This window comes from Arthrobacter sp. KBS0703 (assembly GCF_002008315.2).
GTDB lineage: Bacteria > Actinomycetota > Actinomycetes > Actinomycetales > Micrococcaceae > Arthrobacter.
On the sequence record NZ_MVDG02000001.1, the window covers coordinates 756,369 to 782,102 of the forward strand.

At 68.1% G+C, this 25,734-nt stretch carries 18 protein-coding genes and 2 pseudogenes; 13 read left to right on the forward strand and 7 right to left on the reverse strand.

Annotated features, from left to right (window positions below; translation table 11 throughout):
* Positions 1-61 precede the first annotated feature (61 nt).
* From hemQ to B1A87_RS03650, 4 genes and pseudogenes are all read left to right on the forward strand, one after another.
* On the forward strand, positions 62-763 hold the full coding sequence (gene hemQ, locus B1A87_RS03635) for a hydrogen peroxide-dependent heme synthase (protein ID WP_078028203.1): 702 nt from the start codon (positions 62-64) through the stop codon (positions 761-763).
* Complete coding sequence (locus tag B1A87_RS03640; RefSeq protein ID WP_078028072.1) at positions 760-1,998, forward strand: ferrochelatase; 1,239 nt, start codon at positions 760-762, stop codon at positions 1,996-1,998. Before hemQ ends, B1A87_RS03640 begins: the two co-directional genes overlap by 4 nt.
* A pseudogene (hemC, locus tag B1A87_RS03645) lies at positions 1,995-2,991 on the forward strand (hydroxymethylbilane synthase). Before B1A87_RS03640 ends, hemC begins: the two are co-directional and overlap by 4 nt.
* Before the next feature lie 20 nt (positions 2,992-3,011).
* The gene (locus tag B1A87_RS03650) at positions 3,012-3,731 is read left to right on the forward strand and encodes a uroporphyrinogen-III synthase (protein WP_313902444.1); all 720 of its coding nucleotides are present in this window, start codon (positions 3,012-3,014) and stop codon (positions 3,729-3,731) included.
* Here B1A87_RS03650 and B1A87_RS24865 read toward each other — a convergent pair.
* Positions 3,718-3,960 carry a hypothetical protein gene (locus tag B1A87_RS24865; RefSeq protein ID WP_395940219.1) on the reverse strand — a complete coding sequence of 81 codons (243 nt, stop codon included), beginning with the start codon at positions 3,958-3,960 and terminating at the stop codon, positions 3,718-3,720. The genes B1A87_RS03650 and B1A87_RS24865 overlap by 14 nt on opposite strands.
* 55 nt (positions 3,961-4,015) lie before the next feature.
* Between B1A87_RS24865 and hemB the strand changes: the two genes are divergently transcribed.
* The 3 genes from hemB to hemL are packed head-to-tail and all read left to right on the forward strand — an operon-like array spanning position 4,016 to position 7,444.
* Entirely contained in the window at positions 4,016-4,996 is a 981-nt protein-coding gene (gene hemB, locus B1A87_RS03655) for a porphobilinogen synthase (RefSeq protein ID WP_078028069.1), read from the forward strand.
* Positions 4,996-6,099, forward strand: a complete 1,104-nt coding sequence (locus tag B1A87_RS03660) for an LLM class flavin-dependent oxidoreductase (protein ID WP_078028068.1) — start codon at positions 4,996-4,998, stop codon at positions 6,097-6,099. The genes hemB and B1A87_RS03660 overlap by 1 nt, the downstream gene beginning before the upstream one ends.
* 13 nt (positions 6,100-6,112) lie before the next feature.
* A complete protein-coding gene (gene hemL / locus B1A87_RS03665) occupies positions 6,113-7,444 on the forward strand; it encodes a glutamate-1-semialdehyde 2,1-aminomutase (protein WP_078028067.1) in 1,332 nt (443 codons plus the stop codon).
* Positions 7,445-7,556: 112 nt separating this feature from the next.
* Here the strand turns inward: hemL and B1A87_RS03670 are convergent, their stop codons facing one another.
* The 4 genes from B1A87_RS03670 to B1A87_RS03685 form a co-directional block, all read right to left on the reverse strand.
* Positions 7,557-8,399, reverse strand: a complete 843-nt coding sequence (locus B1A87_RS03670; protein WP_078028066.1) for a MetQ/NlpA family ABC transporter substrate-binding protein — start codon at positions 8,397-8,399, stop codon at positions 7,557-7,559.
* Positions 8,400-8,540: 141 nt separating this feature from the next.
* Complete coding sequence (locus B1A87_RS03675) at positions 8,541-9,212, reverse strand: methionine ABC transporter permease (RefSeq protein WP_078028065.1); 672 nt, start codon at positions 9,210-9,212, stop codon at positions 8,541-8,543.
* Entirely contained in the window at positions 9,209-10,279 is a 1,071-nt protein-coding gene (locus B1A87_RS03680; protein ID WP_078028064.1) for a methionine ABC transporter ATP-binding protein, read from the reverse strand. The genes B1A87_RS03675 and B1A87_RS03680 overlap by 4 nt, the downstream gene beginning before the upstream one ends.
* A 334-nt stretch (positions 10,280-10,613) precedes the next feature.
* Complete coding sequence (locus B1A87_RS03685) at positions 10,614-11,324, reverse strand: 3'-5' exonuclease (protein WP_078028063.1); 711 nt, start codon at positions 11,322-11,324, stop codon at positions 10,614-10,616.
* A gap of 109 nt (positions 11,325-11,433) precedes the next feature.
* Between B1A87_RS03685 and B1A87_RS03690 the strand changes: the two genes are divergently transcribed.
* The 3 genes from B1A87_RS03690 (at position 11,434) to B1A87_RS03700 (ending at position 18,766) form a co-directional block, all read left to right on the forward strand.
* Positions 11,434-11,850, forward strand: coding sequence for an MGMT family protein (locus tag B1A87_RS03690; protein ID WP_078028062.1), 417 nt, complete (start codon positions 11,434-11,436; stop codon positions 11,848-11,850).
* A gap of 98 nt (positions 11,851-11,948) precedes the next feature.
* Positions 11,949-15,239 (forward strand): ATP-dependent DNA helicase, encoded by a 3,291-nt coding sequence (locus B1A87_RS03695; protein ID WP_260681021.1) that lies wholly within the window; start codon positions 11,949-11,951, stop codon positions 15,237-15,239.
* Entirely contained in the window at positions 15,236-18,766 is a 3,531-nt protein-coding gene (locus B1A87_RS03700; protein WP_144275712.1) for an ATP-dependent DNA helicase, read from the forward strand. The genes B1A87_RS03695 and B1A87_RS03700 overlap by 4 nt, the downstream gene beginning before the upstream one ends.
* Positions 18,767-18,849: 83 nt before the next feature.
* Here the strand turns inward: B1A87_RS03700 and B1A87_RS03705 are convergent, their stop codons facing one another.
* Entirely contained in the window at positions 18,850-20,187 is a 1,338-nt protein-coding gene (locus B1A87_RS03705) for a macrolide 2'-phosphotransferase (protein ID WP_078028059.1), read from the reverse strand.
* 153 nt (positions 20,188-20,340) lie between these two features.
* Between B1A87_RS03705 and nudC the strand changes: the two genes are divergently transcribed.
* The 3 genes and pseudogenes from nudC to B1A87_RS03720 all read left to right on the forward strand — a co-directional run bounded on the left by nudC (position 20,341) and on the right by B1A87_RS03720 (position 24,196).
* Positions 20,341-21,393: an NAD(+) diphosphatase gene (nudC, locus tag B1A87_RS03710; RefSeq protein WP_078028058.1), complete on the forward strand. Its 1,053-nt coding sequence runs from the start codon at positions 20,341-20,343 to the stop codon at positions 21,391-21,393.
* A gap of 40 nt (positions 21,394-21,433) precedes the next feature.
* Positions 21,434-23,585, forward strand: a pseudogene (locus B1A87_RS03715) (ATP-dependent DNA helicase UvrD2).
* Positions 23,585-24,196, forward strand: coding sequence for a M48 family metallopeptidase (locus B1A87_RS03720; RefSeq protein ID WP_078028056.1), 612 nt, complete (start codon positions 23,585-23,587; stop codon positions 24,194-24,196). Before B1A87_RS03715 ends, B1A87_RS03720 begins: the two are co-directional and overlap by 1 nt.
* A 48-nt stretch (positions 24,197-24,244) precedes the next feature.
* Here the strand turns inward: B1A87_RS03720 and B1A87_RS03725 are convergent, their stop codons facing one another.
* The gene (locus B1A87_RS03725; RefSeq protein WP_078028055.1) at positions 24,245-25,708 is read right to left on the reverse strand and encodes a zinc-dependent metalloprotease; all 1,464 of its coding nucleotides are present in this window, start codon (positions 25,706-25,708) and stop codon (positions 24,245-24,247) included.
* Between the last annotated feature and the right edge of the window lie 26 nt (positions 25,709-25,734).

Genomic DNA, 25,734 nt, shown 5'->3' on the forward strand with positions numbered 1-25,734 from the left:
CTACGCTCTGTAGAAGTGGAGTTTTTCGACTTGGACGCATGGAAGGGGCAGTATGGTATCCATGAGCCACACTCCTGCCGAATCTGTCACTAAAACCGAAGAATCAGCCGAGCAGTTCTTCACCCTCTGGACCGTATTCAAGCGCTCCGCCGAGGTCCTCCGCAGCGCTGATGCTGCCGACGATTTCGACGCCTTGATTGCGCGCCTGGCCGAGGGCGGAGTGACCCATCGCGGAAGCTACGACGTCTCCGCCATGCGGGCCGACGCTGACGTCATGGTCTGGCTTCACGGGCCAAGGCCCGAGGCCCTGCAGCAAGCCATCCGCGACATCCGCCGCAGCAAGCTCTTCGCGGGAACCGACCTGGTGTGGTCGGCCATGGGCGTCCACCGTGAAGCGGAGTTCGCCAAGAACCACACCCCGGCCTTTTCCCGCGGCGTCGAGCCGGCGGAATGGCTTTGCGTGTACCCCTTCGTCCGGTCCTACGAGTGGTACCTCCTGCCGGAGGACGAGCGTGGCCAGATGCTGCGCGACCACGGCATGCTGGGCCGCGACTTCCCCCAGGTCATTTCCAACACGGTTTCCTCTTTCGCGCTCGGCGACTGGGAATGGATCCTCGGCCTCGAGGCCCCCGAACTCGTTGACCTGGTGGACCTGATGCGCCACCTCCGCTCCACCGAGGCCCGCAACCACGTCCGCGAGGAGATTCCGTTCTACACGGGCCGCCGGATCACCGCCGGGGAGATTGCCGAGGTCCTGGCATGAGTCCGCTGAATCCGCAGGACCCTGCGGCGGTGAACCCCGTGACCGAGGCAGGCAGGATGGCCCCCAAGGAGTACGACGCCGTGCTGCTCGCCTCCTTCGGCGGTCCCGAGGGCCAGGAAGACGTCATCCCGTTCCTCCGCAACGTCACACGCGGCCGCGGCATCCCCGACGAACGGCTTGAAGAGGTCTCGCACCATTACCGCGCCAACGGCGGCATCAGCCCGATCAACCAGCAGAACCGGGAGCTCAAGGCGGCCCTTGAGGCCGAGCTCGCTGCGCGGGGCATAGCGATGCCGGTGCTGTGGGGCAACCGGAACTGGGATCCCTACATCCCGCAGACTCTCCAGGACGCTTACGACGCCGGGCACCGCAAGCTGCTCATGGTCACCACGAGCGCCTACTCCTGCTACTCCAGCTGCCGCCAGTACCGCGAGGACATCGGCATGGCGCTCACCGAAACGGGCCTGGACGGCAGGTTGGAAGTGGACAAGGTCCGCCAGTACTTCGACCACCCGGGCTTCGTGGAACCCTTCATCGAAGGCACCGCGGCGGGAATAGCCGACGTCCGTGCGCAGCTGGCTGCCGCCGGAAACCCGGATGCGCCCGTGCACGTCCTGTTCGCAACGCACTCCATTCCCACCCGCGACGCCGAGGCGGCCGGACGGTCGGCCGACGAGCCCCGCCAGTTCGCCGAGGACTCCGCGTACGTGGCCCAGCACCTGGCCACCGGCGGAGAGGTCATGCGGCGGGTGGAAGCCGAATCCGGACTCGCGGCTCCCTGGTCCCTCGTGTACCAGTCACGGTCCGGCGCCCCCCACGTGCCTTGGCTTGAACCGGACATCAATGACGCCATCGCGGACCTGTCCAAGCAGGGCGTCAAGGGCATCGTGATTGTGCCCCTCGGCTTCGTCAGCGACCACATGGAAGTGGTCTGGGATCTTGACACCGAAGCGCTGGAGACGTGCCGCGAACTGGGACTGGCCGCAACCCGCGTGCCGACGCCCGGAACACACCGCCGCTTCGTTGAAGGGCTCGTGGACCTGATCTGCGAACGCACGGTCGCCAACAACATCCGTGACCGCCCGGCGGCCACCGACCTGGGCCCCTGGTACGACGTCTGCCGTCCCGGCTGCTGCGCCAATTTCCGGGGCGAGAAGCCCACGATTGCCGGCGCGGACACCACGGTGGGCGCCGGTCACGACGCCTACCCGGCAGGGGGAGAGGACGCCCGATGACGGTCCGGATCGGAACCCGCGCGAGCAAACTCGCACTGACCCAGACGCAGCAGACGGCGGACCTGCTGGCCGCCGTCGGGGGCTTCCCGGTGGAGCTCGTGCACATCAGGACCGACGGCGATGTCCTTACCGGGTCGCTGTCCCAGATGGGCGGCACCGGCGTTTTCGTGGCGGCGCTCCGCGACGCGCTGCTCCGCAACGAGTGCGATGTTGCCGTGCATTCGCTCAAGGACCTGCCCACGGGCTCGGCCGCGGGGCTGACTCTCGCCGCAACCCCCGCCGCGTGGACGTCCGCGACGTCCTGTGCGCCCGCGACGGGTTCAAGCTGGCCGATCTTCCGAAGGGCGCGCGGGTGGGCACCGGCTCGCCGCGCCGGGCGGCGCAGCTCCGCGCCGTCCGTCCCGACCTGGACATCGTGGATATCCGCGGCAACGTGGACACCAGGCTCGGCCGGGTTCCAGGGCTGCCTGGCAACACGACCGAGGCCGTGGTGGACGGAAAATCGTGCGACCTTGACGCCGTGGTACTGGCTGCCGCGGGCCTCGAACGCATCAGCCGGCTGGCCACGGTCACCGAGTTCCTCGAGACGGACATCATGCTTCCGGCCGCGGGCCAGGGATCGCTGGCCATTGAATGCCGCACGGCCGACGCCCCGCGCCGGGCCGGTTCCACCGAAGGCTCGCAGGGCGTGCTCGCGCAGGCCCTGTCAGCGCTGGACGATCCCGACACCCGGCTCGCGGTCACCGCCGAACGGGCGCTGCTGGCCCGGCTCGAAGCGGCTGCGCCGCTCCCGTGGGTGCATACGCCTACCGGAAGGGCAGCATGCTCCACCTGGAAGCCGTAGTGTGCGCAGTGGACGGCACCGCGTCCGTGCGTGACAAGCGGGCCACCGACGGCCTGACCGAAGTGGGCGCGACCCTGCTGGGGATCGAACTCGCCGAGGTTCTCCTGGCCGCGGGCGCTGCGGATATCGCTGACCTGACTGCGTCCTGACCGTCGGTGGCCATCGGCTCATGGGACAGGTGAACCGGCAGGGTCCGGAAGGCAACCCCGCCGGACTTCCAGGCGCGCGGCGCCCGCTCGAGGGGGCCCGCATCCTCATCACGCGGAACCCGGACCGCGCGGAAACGCTCGCGGCGGAACTCCGGCTGGCCGGAGCCGAACCGCTCCTGCTGCCGCTCACCGATGTCGAACGTGCCAGGGACCAAGACGCCCTCGATGACGCTTTCGACGCCTTGGGTGCAGGGCGTTTCGCGTGGCTCGTGGTCAGCAGCGCCACCACCGTCCTGGCGCTTGCAGAGACAGCCGCGGCGCGGACTGTGGCCCTCAGCGGGTGGATTCCGCAGTCAACCCGCGTGGCAGCAGTGGGGCCGGCGACCCTGGACGCCCTGCAGTCCGCCGGGATCACCGTGCATTTTGTCCCCAAGCAGGGGCACTCGGCCGCCGGGCTGGCGGCCGAGTGGCCGGGCGGACCCTGTGACGTCCTGCTGCCGCAGGCTGACATCGCGGCTCCCGCCCTGGCACGGGGGCTCGAGGCGAAGGGCGCCCGGGTCCGGACCGTGGTGGCCTATCACACGGTGGACTATCCGGCCGCGCGGGACCGCCGCCTCGCGTCGTCCGCCATGAACACCGGTGCCGGGAGCGGCAGCTTGCCGGTGCTCACACCCGACGCCGCCAAAGGAGCGGTAGCGTCCGGCGGCGTGGCCGCCGTCGTGTCTCTTATACACATCTAGATGTGTATAAGAGACAGGCGCTGCGCGCCGCATTTCCGCCGAGCTCGCCCCGCTGGGGGCCTGCCGGTTCGTGGCGATCGGAAAAGCAACGGCTGCCGAGGCAGAAGGCCGGGGCCTGACGGTGGCGGCCACAGCGCGTGAAGCCACGCCGGACGGCCTCGTGGACGCAGTCATCCGTGCACTGCACCCCGAACCGGACAAAGCCCCGGCCGCCGGCACCCGTTCCCATAGCGGGTCCCCAGACATCCATTCATCAGCACCAGGCACCCAGTGAAGGACAGGACATGAGTTTTCCGCAGCACCGCCCACGGCGGCTCCGCACCACCCCCGCTATGCGCAGGCTCACTGCCGAGAACAGGCTCGCTCCCGCGGAGCTGATCCTGCCCGCGTTCATCCGGGAAGGCCTGACGGAACCAAACCCGATCGCCTCCATGCCGGGCGTGGTCCAGCACACCACGGAGACGCTCAAGCGGGCCGCCGCGGAAGCCGTGGAACTCGGCGTCGGCGGCATCATGCTGTTCGGCATACCGGCCGTCCGGGACGCCGAGGGAACGGCATCTCTGGACCCCGACGGCGTGCTGAACAAGGCCATCCGCGATGTCCGGGCCGAGGTCGGCGACGAACTCGTGGTGATGAGCGACGTTTGCCTGGACGAGTTCACGGACCACGGACACTGCGGCGTCCTGGACAGCGACGGCTATGTGGACAACGACGCCACCCTGGACATCTACGCAAGGATGGCGGTGGCACAGGCCGACGCCGGCGCGCACGTGCTGGGACCCTCCGGAATGATGGACGGCCAGATCGGCGTCATCCGCGACGCGCTCGAGGACGCCGGCCACGTCAACACCGCGGTCATCGCGTACGCCGCCAAGTACGCCTCCGCGTTCTACGGCCCGTTCCGGGAAGCCGTCGATTCGCAGCTGAAGGGGGACCGCCGGACCTACCAGATGGACGCCGCCAACCGGCGGGAAGCCATCCAGGAAGTGGAGCTGGATCTCGCCGAAGGGGCGGACATGGTGATGGTCAAGCCGGCCATGAGCTACCTCGACGTCCTGGCCGACGTCGCCGACATGAGCCCCGTCCCGGTGGCCGCCTACCAGATCTCCGGTGAGTACGCCATGATCGAGGCTGCGGCCGCCAACGGCTGGATCGACCGCCGTGCAGCCATCACCGAATCGGTCCTGGGCATCCGCCGCGCCGGAGCCAATATGGTCCTCACATACTGGGCGAGTGAGCTCGCCGGCTGGCTGAAGGAGTCCTGATGCCGGAGTCCGCCGCGTCACCAACCGCAGCGTCGCCCACTGCCCCGGTGGGGCCGGACGAGATCCACCTGGGCCTGAACACGTTCGGTGACGTCGGCGTCGGGAGCGACGGTGAGCCGACGCCGCATGCCCAGGTGCTGCGCGAGGTGCTCGAGCAGGCCGTCCTGGCGGACGCCGTCGGGCTCCATGCCTTCGGCGTGGGGGAGCACCACCGCCGCGACTTCGCAGTGTCCGCTCCTGAGGTGTTCCTTGCCGGCGCCGCAACCCGGACCTCGCGGATCAGGCTCGGTTCCGCTGTCACCGTGCTGAGCTCGGACGATCCCGTCCGGGTCTTCCAGCGGTTCTCCACTGTGGACGCACTCTCCGGCGGCCGCGCGGAAGTCATGCTGGGCCGCGGCTCGTTCATCGAATCTTTTCCGCTGTTCGGCCTCGACCTGGCGGACTACGAGGTCCTGTTCGAGGAGAAGCTCGGGCTCTTCGACAAGGTGCGCGCGCAGAAGCCCGTCCACTGGGAGGGCCGCACGCGGCCGCCCTTGACCGGGCTGAGCGTCTTCCCGCCCCTGGAACACCACCTGCTTCCCACCTGGATCGGCGTCGGCGGCACGCCGGAGTCGGTGCTGCGCTGCGCGGAGTACGGCTATCCCATCATCTTCGCCATCATCGGCGGCCAGCCCCGCGCCTTTGCCCCGCTGGTCAACCTGTACCGCGAGGCGATGGCCAAGTACGGGCACCCCATGCAGCAGATCGCCACCCATTCGCCGGGGTTCATCGCCGACACCGACGAGGCAGCCCGCGAAGAACTCTTCCCGCACTGGCTCGCGCAGCGGAACCGGATCGGGGCCGAGCGCGGCTGGGGTCCCGGCAACCGGGGGGAATTCGACGCCATGTGCGGCCCGGAGGGTGCCCTGTACGTGGGCTCACCCGAGACGGTGGCGCAGAAGATCGCCCTGCTCAAACGGAACCTGGGCGTTGACCGCTTCGATCTCAAATACAGCAACGGGACCCTTCCCCACAGCTCCATGATGCGCTGCATCGAACTGTTCGGCACCGTAGTGGCACCCCGGGTGGCCGAGCTGCTGTCCGGGCCGCGGCCCGCCGACTGAAAGAATAGGAACCATGACCTCCAGCATGCCTCGCAACGAGGAACTCTTTGACCGCGCCCGCCAGCTCATGCCAGGCGGCGTCAATTCCCCGGTCCGCGCCTTCGGATCGGTGGGCGGCACGCCCCGGTTCATGGTCTCTGCCAAGGGACCGTACCTGACCGACGCCGACGGCAACGAATACGTTGACCTCGTCTGCTCCTGGGGCCCGGCACTGCTCGGCCACGCCCACCCGGCCGTCCTCGAAGCCGTGCACGCCGCCGTCGACCGCGGCCTGTCCTTCGGCGCCTCGACGCCTGACGAAGCTAACCTTGCGGCGATCGTCAAGGAACGGGTGACCGCCGTCGAGCGGCTGCGCATGGTGTCCACCGGCACGGAGGCCACCATGACGGCGATCCGGCTGGCCAGGGGCTTCACCGGCCGCAACCTCGTGATCAAGTTCGCGGGCTGCTACCACGGCCACCTTGACGGACTGCTTGCCGCGGCCGGCTCCGGCGTGGCAACCCTGGCCCTGCCAGGTTCGGCAGGGGTCACGGCCGCCACTGCCGCCGAAACGCTCGTGCTGCCCTACAACGACCTCGGCGCCGTCGAAGCAGCCTTCGCCGAGCACGGGCCCAACATCGCCGCCGTGATCACCGAGGCGGCACCGGCCAACATGGGCGTAGTCACCCCCGGCGACGGCTTCAACGCGGGGCTCTCCCGGATCACGGCCGCCCACGGCGCGCTGCTGATCATCGATGAGGTCCTCACGGGGTTCCGCACCGGCTACTCCGGCTACTGGGGGCTCACGGGCGGGGCAGCGGACGCAGCCGAGAAGTGGAGCCCGGACCTGCTCACCTTCGGCAAGGTGATCGGCGGGGGCATGCCGACGGCGGCCCTCGGCGGCCGCGCCGACGTCATGGACTACCTCGCACCCCTCGGGCCCGTCTACCAGGCGGGCACGCTGTCCGGGAACCCGGTGGCCATGGCTGCCGGCGTGGCCACCCTCACGCACGCCACGCGGGACGTCTACGCGTTCGTGGACGCGCGCTCACTCGAGCTCTCGTCGGCCCTTTCCGCAGCCCTGGACGGGGCCGGCGTCGACCACTCGATCCAGCGCGCCGGAAACCTGTTCTCGGTGGCGTTCGGCACGTCGGAGCGGGGCGTCCACAACTACAGCGACGCGCAGAAGCAGGACGTTTTCCGCTACGCGCCGTTCTTCCACTCCATGCTGGACTCCGGCGTGTACCTCCCGCCGTCCGTCTTCGAGGCCTGGTTCCTGTCCGCCGCACACGACGACGCCGCCATGAACCGGATCTTCGAAGCGCTGCCTGCCGCGGCTGAAGCTGCCGCCGCCGCGAAGGCCTGACCCGCCGTCGTTCCTCAGTCCTGCACCGCAGGGCGAAGCGACCCGCATTAAACAACTCTGGCACCCGCCGCGGCGGGTGCCAGAGTTGTTTAATGCCGTTGTGCTGCCCGGCCTAGAAGGCGGGAGTCACGTCACCGTTGGGCCATTCCTTCTCGATGAAGGCCTTGACCTCGGGGGAGTGGAGGAGCTCCTCAAGCTTCTTGATGCGGGCGTCGTCCTTCGACTCCGTGCGCCAGGCCAGGAAGTTGGCGTACGGGTTGTCCTTCGTGGACTCCACTGCCAGTGCGTTGTCGGTGCTGAGGCCGGCCTTGAGGATGAAGTTGCCGTTGATCAGCGCCAGGTCCACGGAGGGGTCCTTCAGGTCGTTGATCAGCAGTTCCGGCTGGTTCTCCGAGAACTTGAGCTTCTTCGGGTTCTGCGCATCGGTCAGTGCGACCACGGAGCTGTCGTCCTTGATGTCCTTTACCAGACCTGCCTTTTCCAGGACGCGGAGCGCACGGACCTGGTTGGAGGGATCGTTGGTGATGGCAACCTTGGCGCCGTCCTTGATGTCCTTGATGTCCTTGACCTTCTCGGAGAAGGCCGCGTACGGCTCGATGTGGACTCCGGCACCGTGGCCGAAGTCGTAGCCCTTGGTCTTGACCTGGTCATCGAACCACGGCTGGTGCTGGTAGTAGTTGGTGTCCAGCGAGCCGTCGCTCAGGGCGGTGTTGGGCGTCTGGTAGTCCTCGATCTCCTTGATGTCCAGCTTGAGGCCGGCCTTCGGGGCGAGGTCCTGGTTGATGAATTCGAGGATCTTGGCCTGCGGGACCGGGCTGGCCCCGACGCTGAGGGTCGCGGGCTTGGCCGGATCCAGGGTCTGGGTTGCAGAGCTGGGCGCGGGCGAACCGCCGCAGGCGGTCAGTGCCAGGGCGGTGACGATGCCGGTGGCGAGGAGGGTTAGAGATTTACGCATCGGATGCGTTCCTTTCGAAATAGCCTGGATCCCGACGGCGTGGCCGGTGGATCCGTTCAGATGCAGAGAGCGGCTACTCGCTGCGTGAAGTCTTGGGGGTGTTCCGCCTTCTGGCGGTGTTTGTTACCGGTGGGTTGTTGGTTACCGGTGGTCGAGGCTCCGGGAGATCCACTCACCCGTGAGCTGGATGACCTGGACCAGGACGATGATCAGCACGATCGTGACGATCATGACTGTGACATCGAAGCGCTGGAAGCCGTAGTTGTAGGCCAGCTTTCCCAGCCCGCCGCCGCCGACGAGGCCGGCCATGGCGCTGTAGCCCACGAGGGTCACCACGGTGGTGGTTGCTGCGGCCACGAGTGCGGGCAGGGACTCAGGCAGCATGACCTTGTTGATGACCTGCATCCTGGTGGATCCCATGACCTGGGCGGCATCGATCTTGCCGTGGTGGACATCCCGGAGACAGGCCTCAACGAGGCGGGCAAAGAACGGAATGGTTCCGATGGAAAGCGAGACTGAGGCAGCCACCGGGCCGAGGCTCGTGCCCACCAGGAGCCGGGCCAGGGGGATCAGGGCCACCATCAGGATCGCGAAGGGGATGGACCGCGTGATGTTGACCACGATGTCGCTGACAATCCTGTTGACCACGGGCATGGGCCGGAGCCCGCCCGGGGCACTGGCGTGCAGGAAGACGCCAAGCGGCAGTCCGACGAGGACGGTGAAGAACCCCGAGATCCCCACCATCTGCAGGGTTTCAATGATCGCCTCGGGGAGTGCCTTGGCGATGACCGGGTTGCTGAAGATTTCGTTCACTTGAGGTCTCCCGTCTCGGCGGCGAAGTCAGGCGTTCCGGACGGAAAATCATCCGGGTCGGACGGAACGACGGCGGCGTCCACCACTTTCGCGCTGATCCCGCGATCGCGGAGGTACTCCACAACGGAGGCATGATCGACGTTGTCGGCCAGCTGGACCCGCAGGTGCCCGAACTGCTGGCCGCCCAGAGTTTCCACGCTTCCTGCGAGGACATTCAGGTCGATGTCAAAGTGCCGGGCGACGCCTGTGAGGACGGGTTCCTTGGCGCTTTCGCCGGAAAAGAGGATCTCCAGCACGGGGCCGGCCTGGAGCGCACCCTTGATCGGTTCCGAGGCTGGCAGCGGAAGGAGGGCCCGGGCGAGCTTGCTGTCGAGTTCGGCCGCTACCTCCGCCAGTTCGCCAGCTTCGACAACCCGGCCCTTGGCCAGGAGTGAGACCGAGCCGCAGACGCGCTTCACCACGTGCATCTCGTGGGTGATGATGAGCACGGTGAGCTGAAGGCGCCGGGTGAGGTCCTGGATGAGGTCCAGGATTTCATCGGTGGTGGCCGGGTCCAGGGCGGACGTCGGCTCGTCGCACAGCAGGACGTCGGGATCGGACGCCAGGGCGCGCGCGATGCCGACCCGCTGGCGCTGGCCACCGGAGAGCTGTGACGGATAGGCGTTCTCGAAGCCCTCCAGCCCCACGAGCTTGAGCAGCTCAGCCACCTTCGCCCGGATCTGGTCCTTGGGTGTCTTCACCAGCTCCAGCGGATGGGCCACGTTGCCTGCCGCGGTCCGGGAATCCATCAGGTTGGCGTGCTGGAAGACCATGCCGATCCGGCGTCGCGCCGCACGGATTTCGGAGTCGCGCACCGAGCTGAGCTCAGTGCCGTCGATGTTGACCGAACCTGACGTGGGGCGGTCCAGCAGAGTCAGGCACCGTACCAGCGTGGACTTCCCGGCTCCCGAATGGCCGATGATGCCGTGGATAGAGCCTTTGGGGACCGAAAGGGATACCCCGTCGAGGGCCACCACTTCCTTTTTCCCCTGACGGTAGACCTTGCGCAGGTCGGTAACTGTGATCATTTATCCTCAGGCGGTAGGGCTTGGGCAGGGCATAGCACAAGCGCGCTTCTGAACTAAATTATGTCAGCGCCGAGAATCTGCATCCACTTCCGAAGAATGTTCGGCATGGCGCGCTTTCTGCCGCATCCTCAGCGGACGGGGCCGTGCTGCGGGGCCGTGGTGGACGGACTGCGCCGCCCTTGCTGAATTGCTGCCGGGCTGTGAGTCCGCTGAGGCTTAGGCCGCGGACTGTGATCTTTGTCCCAGCGCCGCCGCGTGGAGACACTGCCGCGGGCCGGCCCGCCGCCTCCTGCGCCGGGTGGAACTGGACTGTAGAGGCTGCCGGAACCGGCCCCTAGAAATCGCCCCGGCTGGCGTCTTCCGGGGGCAGCACCGGCCAGTCGCCCTCGATGACGGCGGCGGGCTTGGTCTTGCGGAGGTACTGCTGGAAGTCGGCCGCCTGGCTGACGGCCCAGTCCACCTGCAGCTGGTGCAGGTGGCTGGCCGGCAGCCTGAGCTTGGGGAACTTGCCCGCCATGGCGTCGAGCATGCGAAGGGTGGCCAGGGCGTCGGCGGCGGAGGTGTGCGCGTTCTCGAGGTCGACGCCGTACTCTTCGCAGAGTGCCGTCAGGGTCCGCTTTCCCTTGCGGTAGCGGTCGACCTGCTTGTTCATGATGTAGGGATCCAGGACCGGAAAGCGGCTCAGCTGCGGTACGCCGTAGCGAGCGGATTCGGCGGCCAGGACGGTGAAGTCGTAGCTGGCGTTGAAAGCGATGACCGGGACGCCGTCGTCGAAAAGTTCCTGCAGCACGGCCGCGAGTTCCCTGGTGACCTCCGGCGCCGGCCGGCCGTGGCTTCGCGCATGCTCAGTGGTGATTCCGTGGACTTCGCTGGCCTCCGCCGGAATCTCAATGCCCGGGTCTGCCAGCCACTCGTGTTCGCGGATGACATTTCCCGAGGCATCCACCAGGGTCACAGAAGCCGTGACGATCCTCGCGGCGCGGGAGTTGCGTCCGGTGGTTTCGAGGTCGAAGGCGGCCCGGGGGAGGGTGTTCCAAGTGCTCATGGCTCCACGCTACCCGGTGGCACCGACAGTTTTGGCGCACGCCCCGGGCCTGTCGGCGAGTCCGCGCGCCGGGCCCGCTGCGCCGACGGCCGGCCGCTAGTCTGGAACGATGCGGACGGAGTATGTGGAGGCGGTGCTGGCTGTCGTTGAGCTTATTCCGTCCGGCTCGGCGGTGGCATACGGGGACGTCGCCGAACTTCTCGGAGCCGGCGGTCCGCGCCAGGTCGGCTCCGTGATGAGCCACTATGGCAGCGCGGTCCCGTGGTGGCGGGTCCTCAGGGCCAGCGGCCTGGCGCCGGAGGGACTGGAAGCCGAGGCCCTGCAGCTCTACCTGCGGGAGGGAACGCCGCTGCGCGGCGATTTCCTCCGGTTCGCCCGGACGGGCGATGGCCGCTGGCGGGTGGATCTGCCTGCGGCGCGGTGGGCGCCCTCCGACGCCGATTTTGCCGCCCTGGACGCCATCTCCGAACAGCTGGAAGCGTCGCTGCCAAGATTGTCAGTGCCGGATGATGGAATGTCTCAGTGACCGCAACAATCACCCAGTCCCACACCCTCTCCGCGACGGCCGGGCGCCAGGATCAATCCGCCGGCGCGCCGGTATCCCCCGGGTCCGGCCTCCGGCTTCTGCCGCCGCGCCAGGTCCACAATGCCGTACCGGTGCTGTCCGCGGATCAGCGCGCCGCCGTCGAAGTCCCGCACGGGGCCGGACCGGTGCTGGTGCCCGGCGCACCGGGCACCGGGAAGTCGACCGTCCTCATCGAGGCGGCGGTCCGCAGGGTCGAGGCGCACTCGGTTGACCCCGAACGGATCCTCATCCTTGCGCCCGGCAGGCTGGCCGCGGACACCCTGCGGGACCGGTTCACGGCACGGCTGAACCGGAGCCTGAGCACCACGCCGGCCCGCACCTGGGCGTCGTATGCCTTCGACCTGATCAGGCGCGCCAAGGCGGAAGGCATCCTGCCGCTGCCCCGGGCGCCCCGCCTCCTCTCCGGTCCCGAACAGGACCTCATCATCAAGGAGCTGCTGGACGGTCACGCACTTCCCGGCCTCGGGCTGCCGTGGCCTGCCGATCTCGACGCCGCGCTGCCCACCCGCGGCTTCCGGCAGGAAGTCCGGCAGCTCTTTGACCGGATCATCGAGTCCGGCCGGACCGCCGAGGACCTTGCTGACCTTGGACACGAATGCGGCCGCCCCGACTGGACCGCCGCCGCGGCCCTGTATGCCGAATACCGCGACGTCCTCGATCTGCGCATGCCCGAGGCCTTCGATCCCGCCGGGATCATCACTGCCGCGCGGCAGCTGTTCCAGGATTCGCCGGCGTTCCTGGCGGCGGAACGGGAACGCCTCCAGCTCATACTTGTTGACGACATCCACGAGGCCAACCCCGCGGTCTTTGAGCTGCTGGCCGATATCGCCGCGGGGAAGGACGTCTTCGTGGCGTCGTCCCCGGACACGGTTGTCCAAGGCTTCAGGGGCGCCCGTCCAGACCTCGTCGCCGAGCTTCCCCGCTTGCTGGGAGGGGACGGCCAGGACGCACTGGAAAGGCCGCTGCGGTACGCCCACCGGCACCGGCCCGCCGTGGCGCAGGCGTGGCTTGGCGTTGCGGACCGGATCTCGCTGCGCGCGGGCGGGAAACTGGCCCGCCGGCTCGATCAGTGTCCCGCTGAAGACGCTGCCGGCGAACACGCCCACCGCCGGCCCGACACCGGCGACCCCCGGGTCCGCCCCGCAGGCAACTCCGGCGGGACCGTCGAGGCACACCTGCTGCCGTCGGCTGTCCATGAGTTGCGGTACGTTGCCCAGCGGATCCTTGAAGCCCAGGTCAACGACGGCCGTGAACTGGCGGACATGGCCGTCATCGTGCGGAACGGCGGCCAACTGAGCCAGCTGCAGCGTTACCTGTCGGGCCAGGGAATCCCGGTGCGGATTCCCGTGGCGGAGTCGGCCGTCCGCGACGAAGTGGCCGTTCGTCCGTTACTGGACGCGTACGCCGTGGTCCTTGATCCGGACGTCCTCACCCCGGAATCCGCGGTGTCGCTGCTGACGTCCCGGATCGGCGGAGCAACATCCCTGGAACTGCGCAGGCTGCGCCAGTCCTTGCGCCGCGAAGAGATCCTGGGCGGAGGCGGACGCTCCAGCGACGCACTGCTCGTGGAAGCACTTCTCGAGCCCGGCGCCCTCGGTTCCCTAGGGATTGAAGGACGGTCGGCGCGGCGCGTTGCCCGGATGATCCAGGCCGGCCGGAGGGCCACCACCCTGCCTGGCGCCAACGCCGAAACCGTCCTCTGGGCCCTGTGGCACTCGACCGGTCTTGCCGCAAGCTGGACGGCCGCCGCACTGTCCGGAGGGCTCGTGGGGGCCAGGGCGGACCGCGACCTCGACGCCATGATGGCCCTGTTCCATACCGCCGAGCGCTACGTCGACCAGATGCCGGGGTCCGGGCCGGATCAGTTCCTCGAGTACCTGCTCAACCAGGAGCTCCCCATGGACACTCTCGCGGCCCGCGCGCAGGTTGACGACGCCGTCGAGCTCATGACGCCTGCCAGCGCCGCCGGACGGGAATGGCCGTTGGTCATTGTTGCCGGACTCCAGGAGGGCGTCTGGCCGAACACCCGGCTCCGGGGGGAACTGCTCGGGAGCACGCTCTTCGCCGATGCCGTTGAACACGGGGTGGAGTACGCACTCCAACGGGGTCCGCTCAGCCGGCTCAGGGAGATCCGGTACGACGAACTCCGGAGCTTCTCGACCGCGGTGTCCCGGGCCAAGGAAGTGCTGATTTGCACGGCCGTGGCTTCCGAAGACGAACAGCCGTCTTCATTCCTGGATTACGTGGCCCCGCTCATGCCGGACCAGGACGCGAGGGGATTCACGCCGGTGGAGAGGCCGATGACCCTCAGGGCACTTGTGGCCGAACTGCGCCAGCACGCGCAGCTTGCTGACCGGTCCGCTGCGGAATCGGACGAGGCCGTCCGTGTCCTGGCCCGCCTGGCCATGGCGGATCCGCCCGTGCCCGGAGCGCACCCGGATACCTGGTGGGGTCTGGCCCCGCTGTCCTCCGAGGAGCGGGTGGTGCCCCCCGGCGGGACAGTCTACGTTTCGCCCTCCAAGGTGGAGTCCGTCCAGAAATCGCCCCTGGACTGGTTCGTCCAGGCTGCAGGCGGTGAAGCGGCCACAGATTTCGCGAGAAGCCTCGGCACGCTGGTTCACGCGATCGCCCAGGACCTCCCTGACGCCTCCGGGGCCGAATACCTCGCCGAACTCGTAAAGCGGTGGCCGTCCCTCGGCATGAAAGACAACTGGGAGGGAAAGCTGGATTTCCGGCGCGCCGAAGCCATGGTCCGGAAACTGGCGCAGTACATCCTTGCCATGCGCAGCGACGGCAGGCGCCTTGTCGGCGTGGAGCAGGACTTTGAGGTGCAGCTGACCGAAACCGCCGCTGATCCGCTGCCGGACGGCGCCGCAGGTGACGCCCCACGATCCGCTGTCCTGCGCGGCCAGGTGGACCGGCTCGAGATTGACTCCCGCGGACGGCTGGTGATTGTGGACCTCAAAACAGGAAAAAGGCAGCCCGGCAAGGCTGAGCTGGGCCGCCATCCGCAGCTTGGCGCGTACCAGGCCGCGGTCCTCGCCGGTGGCTTCAGCAATTCCGTGGGCGTGACCGGGGACGCCCAGCCCGGCGGTGCGGTGCTTGCCCAGCTGGGAACCACCGCCAAGAGCCCGGGCGTCCAGCACCAGGAGCCCCTTGATCCGGGGGAGAACTGGGCGCTGGACATGGTCAAGGAGGCAGCCGACGTGATGTCAGGCCATGAGTTCGAAGCCAGGCACGATCCCGCTAAAAGCGGATTCGGCGGCCACGGCTGCCGCCTTCCGGAGGTGTGCCCCCTGTGCGCACGCGGCAAGCAGGTTACCGAATGAGCCGCCCCGCAGACGTTCCGGCCCCCAGGTTCAGCCCCGAAGAGCTGTCCCTCCTGCTCGGCGAGAAGAACCTGCCCACCGCCGAACAGTCGGCCATCATCTCCTCGCCGCTGACCCCCAGGCTTGTCATTGCCGGGGCGGGATCGGGCAAGACCGCCACCATGGCCGACCGCGTCGTGTGGCTGGTCGCCAACGGCTGGGTAAAGCCGGAAGAAGTCCTCGGTGTCACCTTCACCCGCAAAGCCGCGGGTGAACTGGCAAGCCGCATCCGGGCGAAGCTTGCGTCGCTGCAGCGGATCGCGGAAGCCGACGCCGGCAACGCGCTGTTCCCGGCCGGCCTGCTCAGCGCCGACGCGCTGGAACCGAAGGTCTCCACGTACCACTCGTTTGCCAGCGGCATCGTGTCCGACTACGGCCTGCGGCTCGGCATCGAACGGGACGTCGTCCTGCTGGGCGGCGCCCAGGCCTGGCAGCTGGCAACCGAGGTCGTCGAGGCGTTCGACGGCGACTATTCGCATTTCCGGGTAGCCAAGTCAACGCTCGTCAAGGCCGTCATTCAGCTCGCCGGTGAGTGCGCGGAGCATCTCCAGGACCCGGCCGAGGTTCACGACTGGCTCATGCAGCGGCTGGCCGAATTCGACGCGGTGCCCTATGTGGCAGAGACCAAGAAGAACCCGAGCCAGGCCGCCGGTGAACTGGGCGCCATGCTGCGCACGCGGGCCAGCGTTGCGGAGCTCGTGGGCCGGTACTCCGAGGCCAAAAGGGGCCGGGGGGCCCTCGACTTCGGCGACCTCGTGGCGCTCGCCGCCAGGGTGGCCCGCGAGATTACCCTCGCCGCGGAGATGGAACGCCAACGCTACAGGGTGGTGCTTCTGGACGAATTCCAGGACACATCGCACGCGCAGTTGGTCCTCTTCTCCAGGCTGTTCGGAGACGGCCACGCCGTCACGGCCGTAGGCGACCCCAACCAGTCCATTTACGGCTTCCGCGGCGCGTCCGCCGGCCAGCTGTTCCACTTTGTCAGCGAATTCCCGGTCCGGCTGGATGACGGGGAGGAAGGGCAGGCCCGGTTTAGCCCGGCCCCAACCTCCTACCTGACCACCGCCTGGCGGAACGGGCGGAACATCCTGGCGGCGGCCAACGTCATTTCGGCTCCGCTGAGCGCCGCTGCCGCTCAGGCGGGTCCCGCCGGAGAACGGGCTTCAGCCGCGTCCGTCGAGGTGCCGCCGCTGCAGCCCAGTCCGGCCGCAGTTCAGGGCCGGGTAATCCTTGGACGCTTCGCCACGGACGAGGACGAAGCCGCCGCCATCGCACGGGACCTGCTCAAATACCGGGTCACCGATTTCGAGCCATCAACAACTGCAGCGCCTGTTCCGCCGGCCATGGCAGTGCTGTGCCGCCGCCGCGCCCAGATGGAGTGCATCCGGCGGGAGTTTGAGGCCCAAGGCATTCCCTATGAAATCGTGGGTCTCGGCGGCCTGCTGGACACGCCCGAAATCGTGGACCTGGTGGCGACGCTCCGGGTCCTCGCCGACCCCGGCAGGTCGGATTCCCTGATGCGGCTGCTCGCCGGTGCACGCTGGCGGATCGGCACCGCCGACCTCATGGCGTTTCGAGACTGGTCGGCGTTCCTTGCGCGGCGCCGCGGACAGAGCGCGGCCGATGCCGCGGCCGCGGGCGGGACGGACGAGCCGCCCGTCGGCGTCGTCATCGAGGGTGACCTGACCGATGCTGTCTCTTATACACATCTAGATGTGTATAAGAGACAGGCCCTGGACTGGCTGCCCAAGGAGGGCTGGACGTCAGCACACGGCCGCACGCTGACAGCCCCCGCTCGGGAACGGCTGCACAGGCTGGGCACGGAACTCAGGCAGCTGCGCGGACTGCTGGGGGAGGACCTGACCACGCTCCTCGGGGAGGTGGAGCGAGCAATGCTGCTCGACATCGAGGTTGCAGCCCGTCCCGGGTTCAGCATCCACCACGCGCGGAGGAACCTGGATGCGTTCCAGGACGCGGCCGCGGGATTCCTGCAAACGTCCCACCGCGTGGACGTCCTCGCATTCCTGTCATGGCTCGAAGCCGCAGCCGCCGAGGAAGGCGGCCTGGACGTTCCCCCGGCAGACGTCAACCATGAGGCTGTCCAGCTGTTGACCGTGCACGCATCAAAAGGGCTCGAATGGGACGTGGTCTTTGTTCCGGGCCTCAACGCCGGAGCCTTCCCGAGCAGCCGTGATTCCCGGTGGAGCAGCGGTTCCGCTGCACTGCCCTGGCCCCTTCGCGGCGACCGTGCCGACCTTCCGCAATGGGATATCGACCAGCCGGACCAGAAGGGGTGGCTGGACGCCGAGAAGGACTTCAAGGGCGCCGTCCAGGCCCACGGCGAAGCCGAGGAACGGCGGCTGGCCTATGTCGCCTACACGCGGGCCAAACACGTCCTCTGGGTTTCCAGCGGAGCGTGGGTCGGTGGCCGCAGCGGAATGGCGGAGATGTCGCCGTTCCTCGCCGAGCTGGGGCCGCTCGCCGGCATCGGAACCGCCGGAGGCGCCCGTCCGGCACAGGACGCCGCAGCCGAGATCCACCCCGGCTCGGTGGAGGAGGAATCCCTGCCGGACGAAAGTCCCCTGACGCGCGACCTTGAGGTCGCAGTCTGGCCGTACGATCCCCTCGAGGGCCCTGTTGACCCGCGCACCGGCAAGCGGCTCCGGCTCGTTCCCGGCCGGCGGGCGGCCATGGACTCCGCCGCGGTCCGGCTGCGGACCGAAATATCGGCTATCCGGGAGCTGGCCTTAGAGGGAGAGCCGGAGCAGCCGGATCCCGCGGACCGGCCGCGAACTCCGCTCCGTCCCTACGCCGCCGGTTGGGCGCGGGAGGCCGCCCTGCTCCTGGAGCGCCGCGCCCGCCGTGCTCAAAGCCGGGACGTCCACCTGCCCGGGCACATTTCCGCATCCACGCTCGTTGACCTCGGGGAGGATCCCGGGGCTGTCCTGCAGCGCCTCCGGAGACCCGTCCCGCGCGAACCGGGGATGTCAGCCCGCAAGGGCACGGCGTTCCATGCCTGGGTCGAGGAGTACTTCGGAACAGCAGGCATGCTGGACATCGATGAAGCCCCCGGATCTGACAACCACATCGACGAGGCTTACGGGCTTGAGGACATGGTGGCCACGTTCAGGGAATCCCCCTGGGCACACCGGTCTCCGGCCCACGTCGAGGTGCCGGTCGAAACCCGCATCGGTGAAGTCGTGGTCCGCGGACGGATCGACGCCGTATTCCGCGACTCCGACGGCTGCTGGGACCTAGTGGACTGGAAGACCGGCAGGCGGCCGTCGTCCGGGCAGCTGAAAACGAAGAGCGTGCAGCTGGCTGTCTATCGGCTGGCCTGGGCGCGGCTCAAGGACGTGCCGCTGGACGAGGTGCGGGCCGCTTTCTATTACGTTGCGGACAACCAGGTGGTCCGCCCCCATGACCTGGCGTCTGGGGCCGAACTGGAGAGCATTGTCGCGGCAGCCCTTGCCGCACCGCGGCCCTAGGCGTGGGAATCACACCCTTGACCCTAGGACCATTGACCCTTAGGTCCCTTGGACTTAGGCCCCTTGGACCTCGAGTCCTCGGATCAGGGCGCCTTGGCGTCGACGATGTTGATGGCTGTGGTGGAGGTGTCATCGGCAGAAAGCGGCGTGGGCTGCGTCGCTGCCTCGGCGTCGTCCGGGTGGTCTTCTGCGTCCGGGCCGGACTGTCCGTCCACGCTTCCGTCACCGTCGATGCTTCCGTCCGCGTCCACGGTGTCCGGAACGTCCCCGGCGGCCGGAGCGTCCGGTGCATTGGAGGTTGGGTCCTCGTCAGCCGGGATGGGCATGACGTGCACGGCCGGCATCGGCTCGGAGACGTCGGTGTTCGCCGGTGCGGCAATCAGCTCGGCGGAAACCGGCTCGACCGAAATCGGACCGACCGAAACCGGGCCGGCTGAAGCCGGGTCCGGCGCTGCGGAACCCGGTGCAGCCGGTGACGGCAGGGGCTCCACGCTGATGGGCTGCCCGCCGTGCTCGGCGATGTCGTCCGCCAGCGTGGCCAGCATGCCTTCCGCCTCGGAAATCATCTCGGCGTCAGCGGCTGCAATTCCCTTGACAAGGTACTGCGCCAACGCGAATTCCGCGGACAGGGCCGCCCTTCGGAGCAGATGGCTGTCGGGCGCGTCGCGCCGGTGTTCGGTGTAGTGGCGCACCACGGCTTCAACGAACTCATGCTCGTTGGATGCCACGAGCCAGGCAAGGTCATCGGCGGGGTCGCCGATTCGCAGGTCGGTCCAGCCGGTGACGGCCGTGACCCGGTCCTCGTCGACGAGCAGGTTGTCCTCGTGAAGGTCGCCGTGGACCACGCACGGATTGAAGCGCCACAGTGACACGTCTTCCATGGCGTGCTCCCAGCGGCGGAGAAGCAGGGGCGGAATCTTTCCCGTCGTTGCGGCCATGTCGAGCTCGTTCAGCCTGCGCTGGCGGAACTCATTGGGGGTGTAGCTCGGCAGGTCGGCGTTGCTGACCAGGGCACGGGGCAAATCATGGATGGCGGCCAGGGCAGTTCCGATTTCCTTCGCCAGTTCCTGGGACCCCGCAGTCAACTCCTCCACTGTGCGGGTGGAGCCATTGAGGTGGGAGTAGACGAACGTGCTCAGATTCTGCTGGCGGACGGTCCCGGCCACGGTGGGCATCAGGAAGGGAAGCTCCGCCCGGATGGCGGGGGCGAAGGCGCGCAGCACCAGGAACTCCGTCTCGAGCCGTGTGCTCGCCTCCGCATGCCGGGGCGAACGGACCCGCCAGCGCTTTCCCTCGGAGTCGAGCAGGAGAGCCGAATCAAAGTCCGCCGGATCGTCCGGTGCGGAACTCACGGCGGTCGGGCTCAGTCCGGGGACTGCCGCGGTTGCCACAGCTGCCAATTCGATCGGTTCTCTTCTCACGGTTCCACGGTAGATTGACTCGCGTTCAAGACGGCGATGTGTCGCGGCGAGTCTTGAGATCCAGCCGAAATATGAGCCGGCCGCTGTCCAAAGCGGGCCGCCCGGCGCCTCCTGGAAATGTGAATTGTCACCCCGAGTCAGTACGGTGGATACATGAGTCATGCGGAGGCCGCTGCGCCGGTCAGTCAGCAGTTGGGCAAGGCGCCGGAAAATCAGCTGCCCAAGGGTGATTTGGCGGCCAACCACCTTTTCGACACCGTGCTGCCGGTGCGCCCGGCCCTGGTGAACCGCGGATCAGTTGAACGGATGAAGCCCAACCTCGTCGAAGACCTCCTGGCACGCGGCGGCACGCAAGCCATGGTCCTGTCCGGCAGGCACGCCGTCATTCACGACGACGCCCTCGTCCTGACGGACGCCGCCCGGCTGCTGGACCGGCTCCGCAGTGCGGATTCCGGGCCCTCGCTCATCGTCTACCTCGGCTCTGCCCTGGAGAATTCGGATCTCCCGGCAGGGACTGAGATCCTGCTGTTCATCCTGCCCGCCCCGGTCGATCCCGGCACCGCAGGACTCCCCGCGGGCGCCACCTGGGAAGGATTCCGCGACGTTGCCGCCCGGCTGGACCCGACCCATACGGCCCTCTTCGTTGAGGCCAGCGCCATCGCCAACTGGCATGGCAGCCACACGCACTGCCCCAGGTGCGGCGCCCAGACCACCGTGGAAACCGGCGGATGGGTCCGGCGCTGCCCGGAAGACAACTCCGAACACTATCCCCGGACCGATCCCGCGATCATCGTCACCGTGGTAGGACCGGACGGGCGCCTGCTCCTTGGCGGCGGCGGCCCGCTCGATGCAAAGAACTACTCAACACTTGCCGGCTTCGTGGAACCGGGGGAGTCGCTCGAACAGGCCGTGGTCCGCGAAATCCGCGAGGAAGTGGGCGTGCGCGTCAGGGCCTGCCAGTACCTCGGATCCCAGTCCTGGCCCTTCCCTGCATCACTCATGCTCGGTTTCACCGCCGTCACGGATGACTCCGAGGCAAAGCCCGACGGCGTTGAGGTCACCCGGGCCCGGTGGTTCAGCCGGGAGGAACTCCAGAACGCTGTGCTGAGCGGCGAGATTGTCATTTCCACCAGGCTGTCCATCGCCCGGTCGCTGATCGAACACTGGTACGGCGGCGTTATCCAGGACCGGCCCGCCGACGAATGACCGGGACAACCCCATCCATCCCATCGACTGAGCAGCAGAAGTGACTACAGAAATTCCTGACGGCAACGACTCCCTGGAGGACCGCATCCTCGGCGGCCTCGACGCCGAACAGCGGGAGGTGGCCAGCACCCTGACCGGCCCGCTCTGCGTTCTCGCGGGGGCCGGAACCGGCAAGACCCGTGCCATCACGCACCGGATCGCCTACGGAGTGCATTCCGGGGTATACAGTCCGCAGCGGCTGCTGGCGGTCACCTTCACGGCACGTGCTGCCGCGGAAATGCGCAGCAGGCTGCGTGACCTCGGCGTCGGCAACGTCCAGGCCCGGACGTTCCACGCCGCGGCGCTTCGGCAACTCCAGTTTTTCTGGCCGCAGGCTGTCGGCGGGACACTGCCAAACCTTCTGGACCACAAAGCACAGATGATCGCCGAGGCCGCCCGCCGGCTGCGGCTCAGCACGGACCGGGCGTCCATCAGGGATTTGGCGTCGGAGATCGAGTGGGCCAAGGTGTCCATGCTGACGCCGGCCAACTATCTGGAGAACGCCCAGGACCGGGGCAACCCCGGAGGCTTCGACCTCACCGCCGTCGCCCGGGTCTTCCAGTCATACGAGGACGTCAAGACCGACCGCAACGTCATCGACTTCGAGGACGTCCTGTTGATTACCGTGGGCATCCTCCAGGAAGACCCGAAGGTCGCCGCCACGGTCCGGGAACAGTATCGGCATTTCGTCGTGGACGAGTACCAGGACGTGTCCCCGCTGCAGCAACGCCTCCTGGAGCTGTGGCTGGGCGGCCGGGATGAACTGTGCGTGGTGGGCGATGCCAGCCAGACCATCTATTCGTTCACCGGCGCGTCCCCCCGCCATCTGCTCGGCTTCAAGGCCCTGTATCCGAACGCCAACGTGGTCAAGCTGATCCGCGACTACCGCTCCACGCCCCAGGTGGTAAAGCTGGCCAATGACCTCCTGGCGGCCCGCCGCAGCGGAGGCCCGGCCGCGGACGCCGCGTGGGCGGCGCCGCTGAAGCTGGTTGCGCAGCGGAACGCCGGACCGGCGCCGCAGTTCACCGAGTGCTCGGACGACGAAGCCGAGGCTGCCACAGTCGCCGCCAAGATCCGCGGCCTGCTCGACGCCGGCACGCCGGCCAGCCAAATCGCCATCCTGTTCCGCACCAACGGGCAGTCCGAGGCCTACGAGCAGGCCCTGGCCTCCGCGGGAATCGGCTACCAGCTGCGCGGTGGCGAACGGTTCTTCGCCCGCAAGGAAGTGCGCGACGCCATCCTCCAGCTGCGCGCGGCCACCCGCGCCGTCGCGGAGTGTCTCTTATACACATCTCGATGTGTATAAGAGACAGGGCCAGCTCGTCCGCGACATCGTTGCATCGCTGGGGTACACGGACGCCGCCCCCCACAGCGGAGGCGCGCTGCGCGAGCGCTGGGAATCCCTGGCGGCCCTGGTGGCCCTGGCGGATGAGCTCGTGCTGAGCCGCGGCCCGCAGTTCAGCCTCTCGGACTTCGTCAACGAGCTCCAGGAGCGGTCGCTGGCCCAGCACGCGCCCACGGTGCAGGGCGTCACGCTGGCGTCACTGCACGCCGCAAAAGGCCTGGAGTGGGATGCCGTGTTCCTGGTGGGGCTGAGCGAAGGGCTCATGCCCATTTCGTTCGCCGATACTGCGGAGGCTGTGGACGAGGAACGCCGCCTGCTGTACGTCGGCATAACCCGTGCGCGCGAGCACCTGGCGCTGTCCTGGTCCACCGCGCGGACACCGGGCGGCCGCGCCAACCGGAAACCGTCACGCTTCCTGGACGGACTCCGGCCCGACTCCGTGGCAAGTTCCAGCGCCCGCGGCAAGGGACCGTTGCCCAAGCGGAAGGCAGCCACGCCCGCGTCCTGCCGGGTCTGCGGCAGCATGCTGGCCAGCGGCGCCGAACGGAAGGTGGGCCGCTGCAGCCAATGCCCGCCCACCTACGAGGAGCAAACCTTCAACGCGCTCCGGGAGTGGCGCAAGGAAGTCGCGTTGTCGGCCGAAGTTCCGGCCTTCGTGGTCTTCACCGATGCAACCCTCACCGCGATTGCCGAAGCGCGGCCGGTGTCGCTCGAGGAACTGGCCCGCCTCGCCGGCGTCGGCCCCTCCAAACTGGAGAAGTACGGCGAAGCCGTCCTGGCGGTCCTGGTGGAAAGCACCACGCTCTGATGCCCGGCACACCGCAGACGACGCACGACGGCGCCCCCGTTGTGGTGCGCCGGTCGGGCCGCCGGCGTCGCACCGTTGCCGCCTTCTGGGAGAACGGCACGGCGGTCGTGGCGATCCCCGCCCACTTCAGCAGGGCCCAGGAAGCCGAATGGGTGCGGCGGATGCTGGAGAAGCTCAGGACCCAGGGCGACAAGAAGTCCAACGGCTCGGGCCGTCGCCCCTCGTCGGATGCCGCCCTGGCCGGCCACGCCGCCCACCTCTCGGCAACATACCTGGGTGGCAGGGCCCGGCCGACGTCGGTCCGCTGGGTCAGCAACCAGAACTCGCGCTGGGGTTCGGCCACGCCCGCCGACGGCTCCATCCGGCTTTCGGACAAGCTCCGTCCCATGCCGCAGTGGGTCATCGACTACGTGCTGCTCCATGAACTGGCGCATCTGCTCGTGGCCGGTCACAACGCAGCCTTCTGGAAGCTGCTGGAGGCTTACCCCGAGACCGCACGCGCCAAGGCGTTCCTGGAGGGCGTGGCGTTCGCCACGGCCCGCGGGTTGCCCGCCGACGGCCAGCATGGGCTGGCCGACGACGCCGGCCAGCCCGCCGCCGTCGGCCCCTAGCCCCTGCCGGAGCGGTTCCTGCTTCGGACGGTCCTGGTTGGACTGTTCCTACTTGTCCTTGGCGTCGGGAGCAGCGCCATCGGTGCCGTCATCCTCCGCGGTGCCGCTATCCTCTGCCACACCATCCTCCGGGGCGCCGGAATCCTCGGCGGGCCCGGCTTCGGGGCTGTCGAAGCCGCCGTTCAGCAGTTTCGTGAGTGCGTCGTCCACCTCGCTGTCGCTGGCTTCGGCCAGCTTGCGGCGTTCGCTGAAGCCCTTGGGGTCATCGAGGTCCTCGGCCGTGGGGAGCAGGTCGGGATGCTTCCAGATGGCATCGCGGCCATCAATGCCGCGCTCTTCCTTCAAGGACGCCCACAGTGTTGCGGCCTCGCGGAGGCGCCGGGGGCGCAGTTCCAGTCCCACCAGGGAGGCGAAGGCGTGTTCGGCAGGGCCGCCGGTGGCGCGGCGGCGCCGGACGGTTTCGCGGAGGGCGGCGGCGGACGGGAGGACCTTCTCGGTGGCCGCCGCGGTGAGTTCGTCAACCCATCCTTCAACCAGGGCGAGGGCGGTCTCCAGTTTCTGGAGGGCCTGCTCCTGGGCCGGGGTCCGCTGGGGCATGAAGACACCCTGCGAAAGGGCCTCCTGAATTCCTTCGGGGTTGCTGGGGTCGAGGTCCCGGGCGAGCTCTTCAATCCGGGACGTGTCGATGTGGATGCCTCGGGCGTAGGCCTCGATGGCGCCCAGCAGGTGCCCCCGCAGCCACGGGACCTGGACGAACAGCCGGGCGTGGGCGGCCTCGCGGACAGCAAGGAACAGGCGAATGTCGTTCTCCGGCAGGCTGAGTCCCTCGCCGAACTTTGCCACGTTGCCCGGAAGCAACGCCATTTCCAGGTCGGCCAGCGGAACGCCGATGTCAGTTGAACTGACCACCTCGGCGGACAGTGCACCGATGGCCTGACCCAGCTGCATGCCGAAGATGGCGCCGCCCATGTTCTGCAGCATGGAGGAAGCGCCGCCCATCATGGACTTCATTTCCTCGGGCATCTGCTCGGTCATTGCGCTGGACAACGCGTTGGCGATGCTGTTGGCCACCGGCTCCGTAAGCCGCTTCCAGGTTCCGAGCGTTTCCTCGACCCACTCTGCACGCGACCAGGCGCGGCCGATCAGGCCCGTCGCCGGCAGGTCGGTGACCGGGTCCAGCCACAGTTCGGCAAGCCGCAGGGCCTCGTCCACCTCGCGTGACTGCGGCGTCGTGACGGACGGATCAGAACTGCTGGCGGCAACACGACGGGCGTTGTCGTGGGCCAGTTTCCAATTGACGGGTCCCTCGGACGGGGCGCTCATCATGGCCTGCACCTGTGAAAACATCTGTGCCAGCAGGTTGGGATCGTCGGGGAGCCCGGCCGCTTTCGCCAATTCGGCGGGGTCGATGTCGCCCATGCCCTTGCCGCCCATGAGGTTCTGCAGCATTTCTGCCAGCGGATCCTTCGGGTTTTCTTCGCCGTTAGGCGGATTGAGTGGGTTGGAGGTCATGATCCCGCCGATCGTCGGTGTGACTA

Coding starts and splice junctions, on each gene's coding strand:
- hemQ (WP_078028203.1), top strand. CDS start 62: ATGAGCCACACTCCTGCCGAATCTGTCACTAAAACCGAAGAATCAGCC.
- B1A87_RS03640 (WP_078028072.1), top strand. CDS start 760: ATGAGTCCGCTGAATCCGCAGGACCCTGCGGCGGTGAACCCCGTGACC.
- B1A87_RS03650 (WP_313902444.1), top strand. CDS start 3,012: ATGGGACAGGTGAACCGGCAGGGTCCGGAAGGCAACCCCGCCGGACTT.
- B1A87_RS24865 (WP_395940219.1), bottom strand. CDS start 3,960: ATGGGAACGGGTGCCGGCGGCCGGGGCTTTGTCCGGTTCGGGGTGCAG.
- hemB (WP_078028069.1), top strand. CDS start 4,016: ATGAGTTTTCCGCAGCACCGCCCACGGCGGCTCCGCACCACCCCCGCT.
- B1A87_RS03660 (WP_078028068.1), top strand. CDS start 4,996: ATGCCGGAGTCCGCCGCGTCACCAACCGCAGCGTCGCCCACTGCCCCG.
- hemL (WP_078028067.1), top strand. CDS start 6,113: ATGACCTCCAGCATGCCTCGCAACGAGGAACTCTTTGACCGCGCCCGC.
- B1A87_RS03670 (WP_078028066.1), bottom strand. CDS start 8,399: ATGCGTAAATCTCTAACCCTCCTCGCCACCGGCATCGTCACCGCCCTG.
- B1A87_RS03680 (WP_078028064.1), bottom strand. CDS start 10,279: ATGATCACAGTTACCGACCTGCGCAAGGTCTACCGTCAGGGGAAAAAG.
- B1A87_RS03685 (WP_078028063.1), bottom strand. CDS start 11,324: ATGAGCACTTGGAACACCCTCCCCCGGGCCGCCTTCGACCTCGAAACC.
- B1A87_RS03690 (WP_078028062.1), top strand. CDS start 11,434: ATGCGGACGGAGTATGTGGAGGCGGTGCTGGCTGTCGTTGAGCTTATT.
- B1A87_RS03700 (WP_144275712.1), top strand. CDS start 15,236: ATGAGCCGCCCCGCAGACGTTCCGGCCCCCAGGTTCAGCCCCGAAGAG.
- nudC (WP_078028058.1), top strand. CDS start 20,341: ATGAGTCATGCGGAGGCCGCTGCGCCGGTCAGTCAGCAGTTGGGCAAG.
- B1A87_RS03720 (WP_078028056.1), top strand. CDS start 23,585: ATGCCCGGCACACCGCAGACGACGCACGACGGCGCCCCCGTTGTGGTG.
- B1A87_RS03725 (WP_078028055.1), bottom strand. CDS start 25,708: ATGACCTCCAACCCACTCAATCCGCCTAACGGCGAAGAAAACCCGAAG.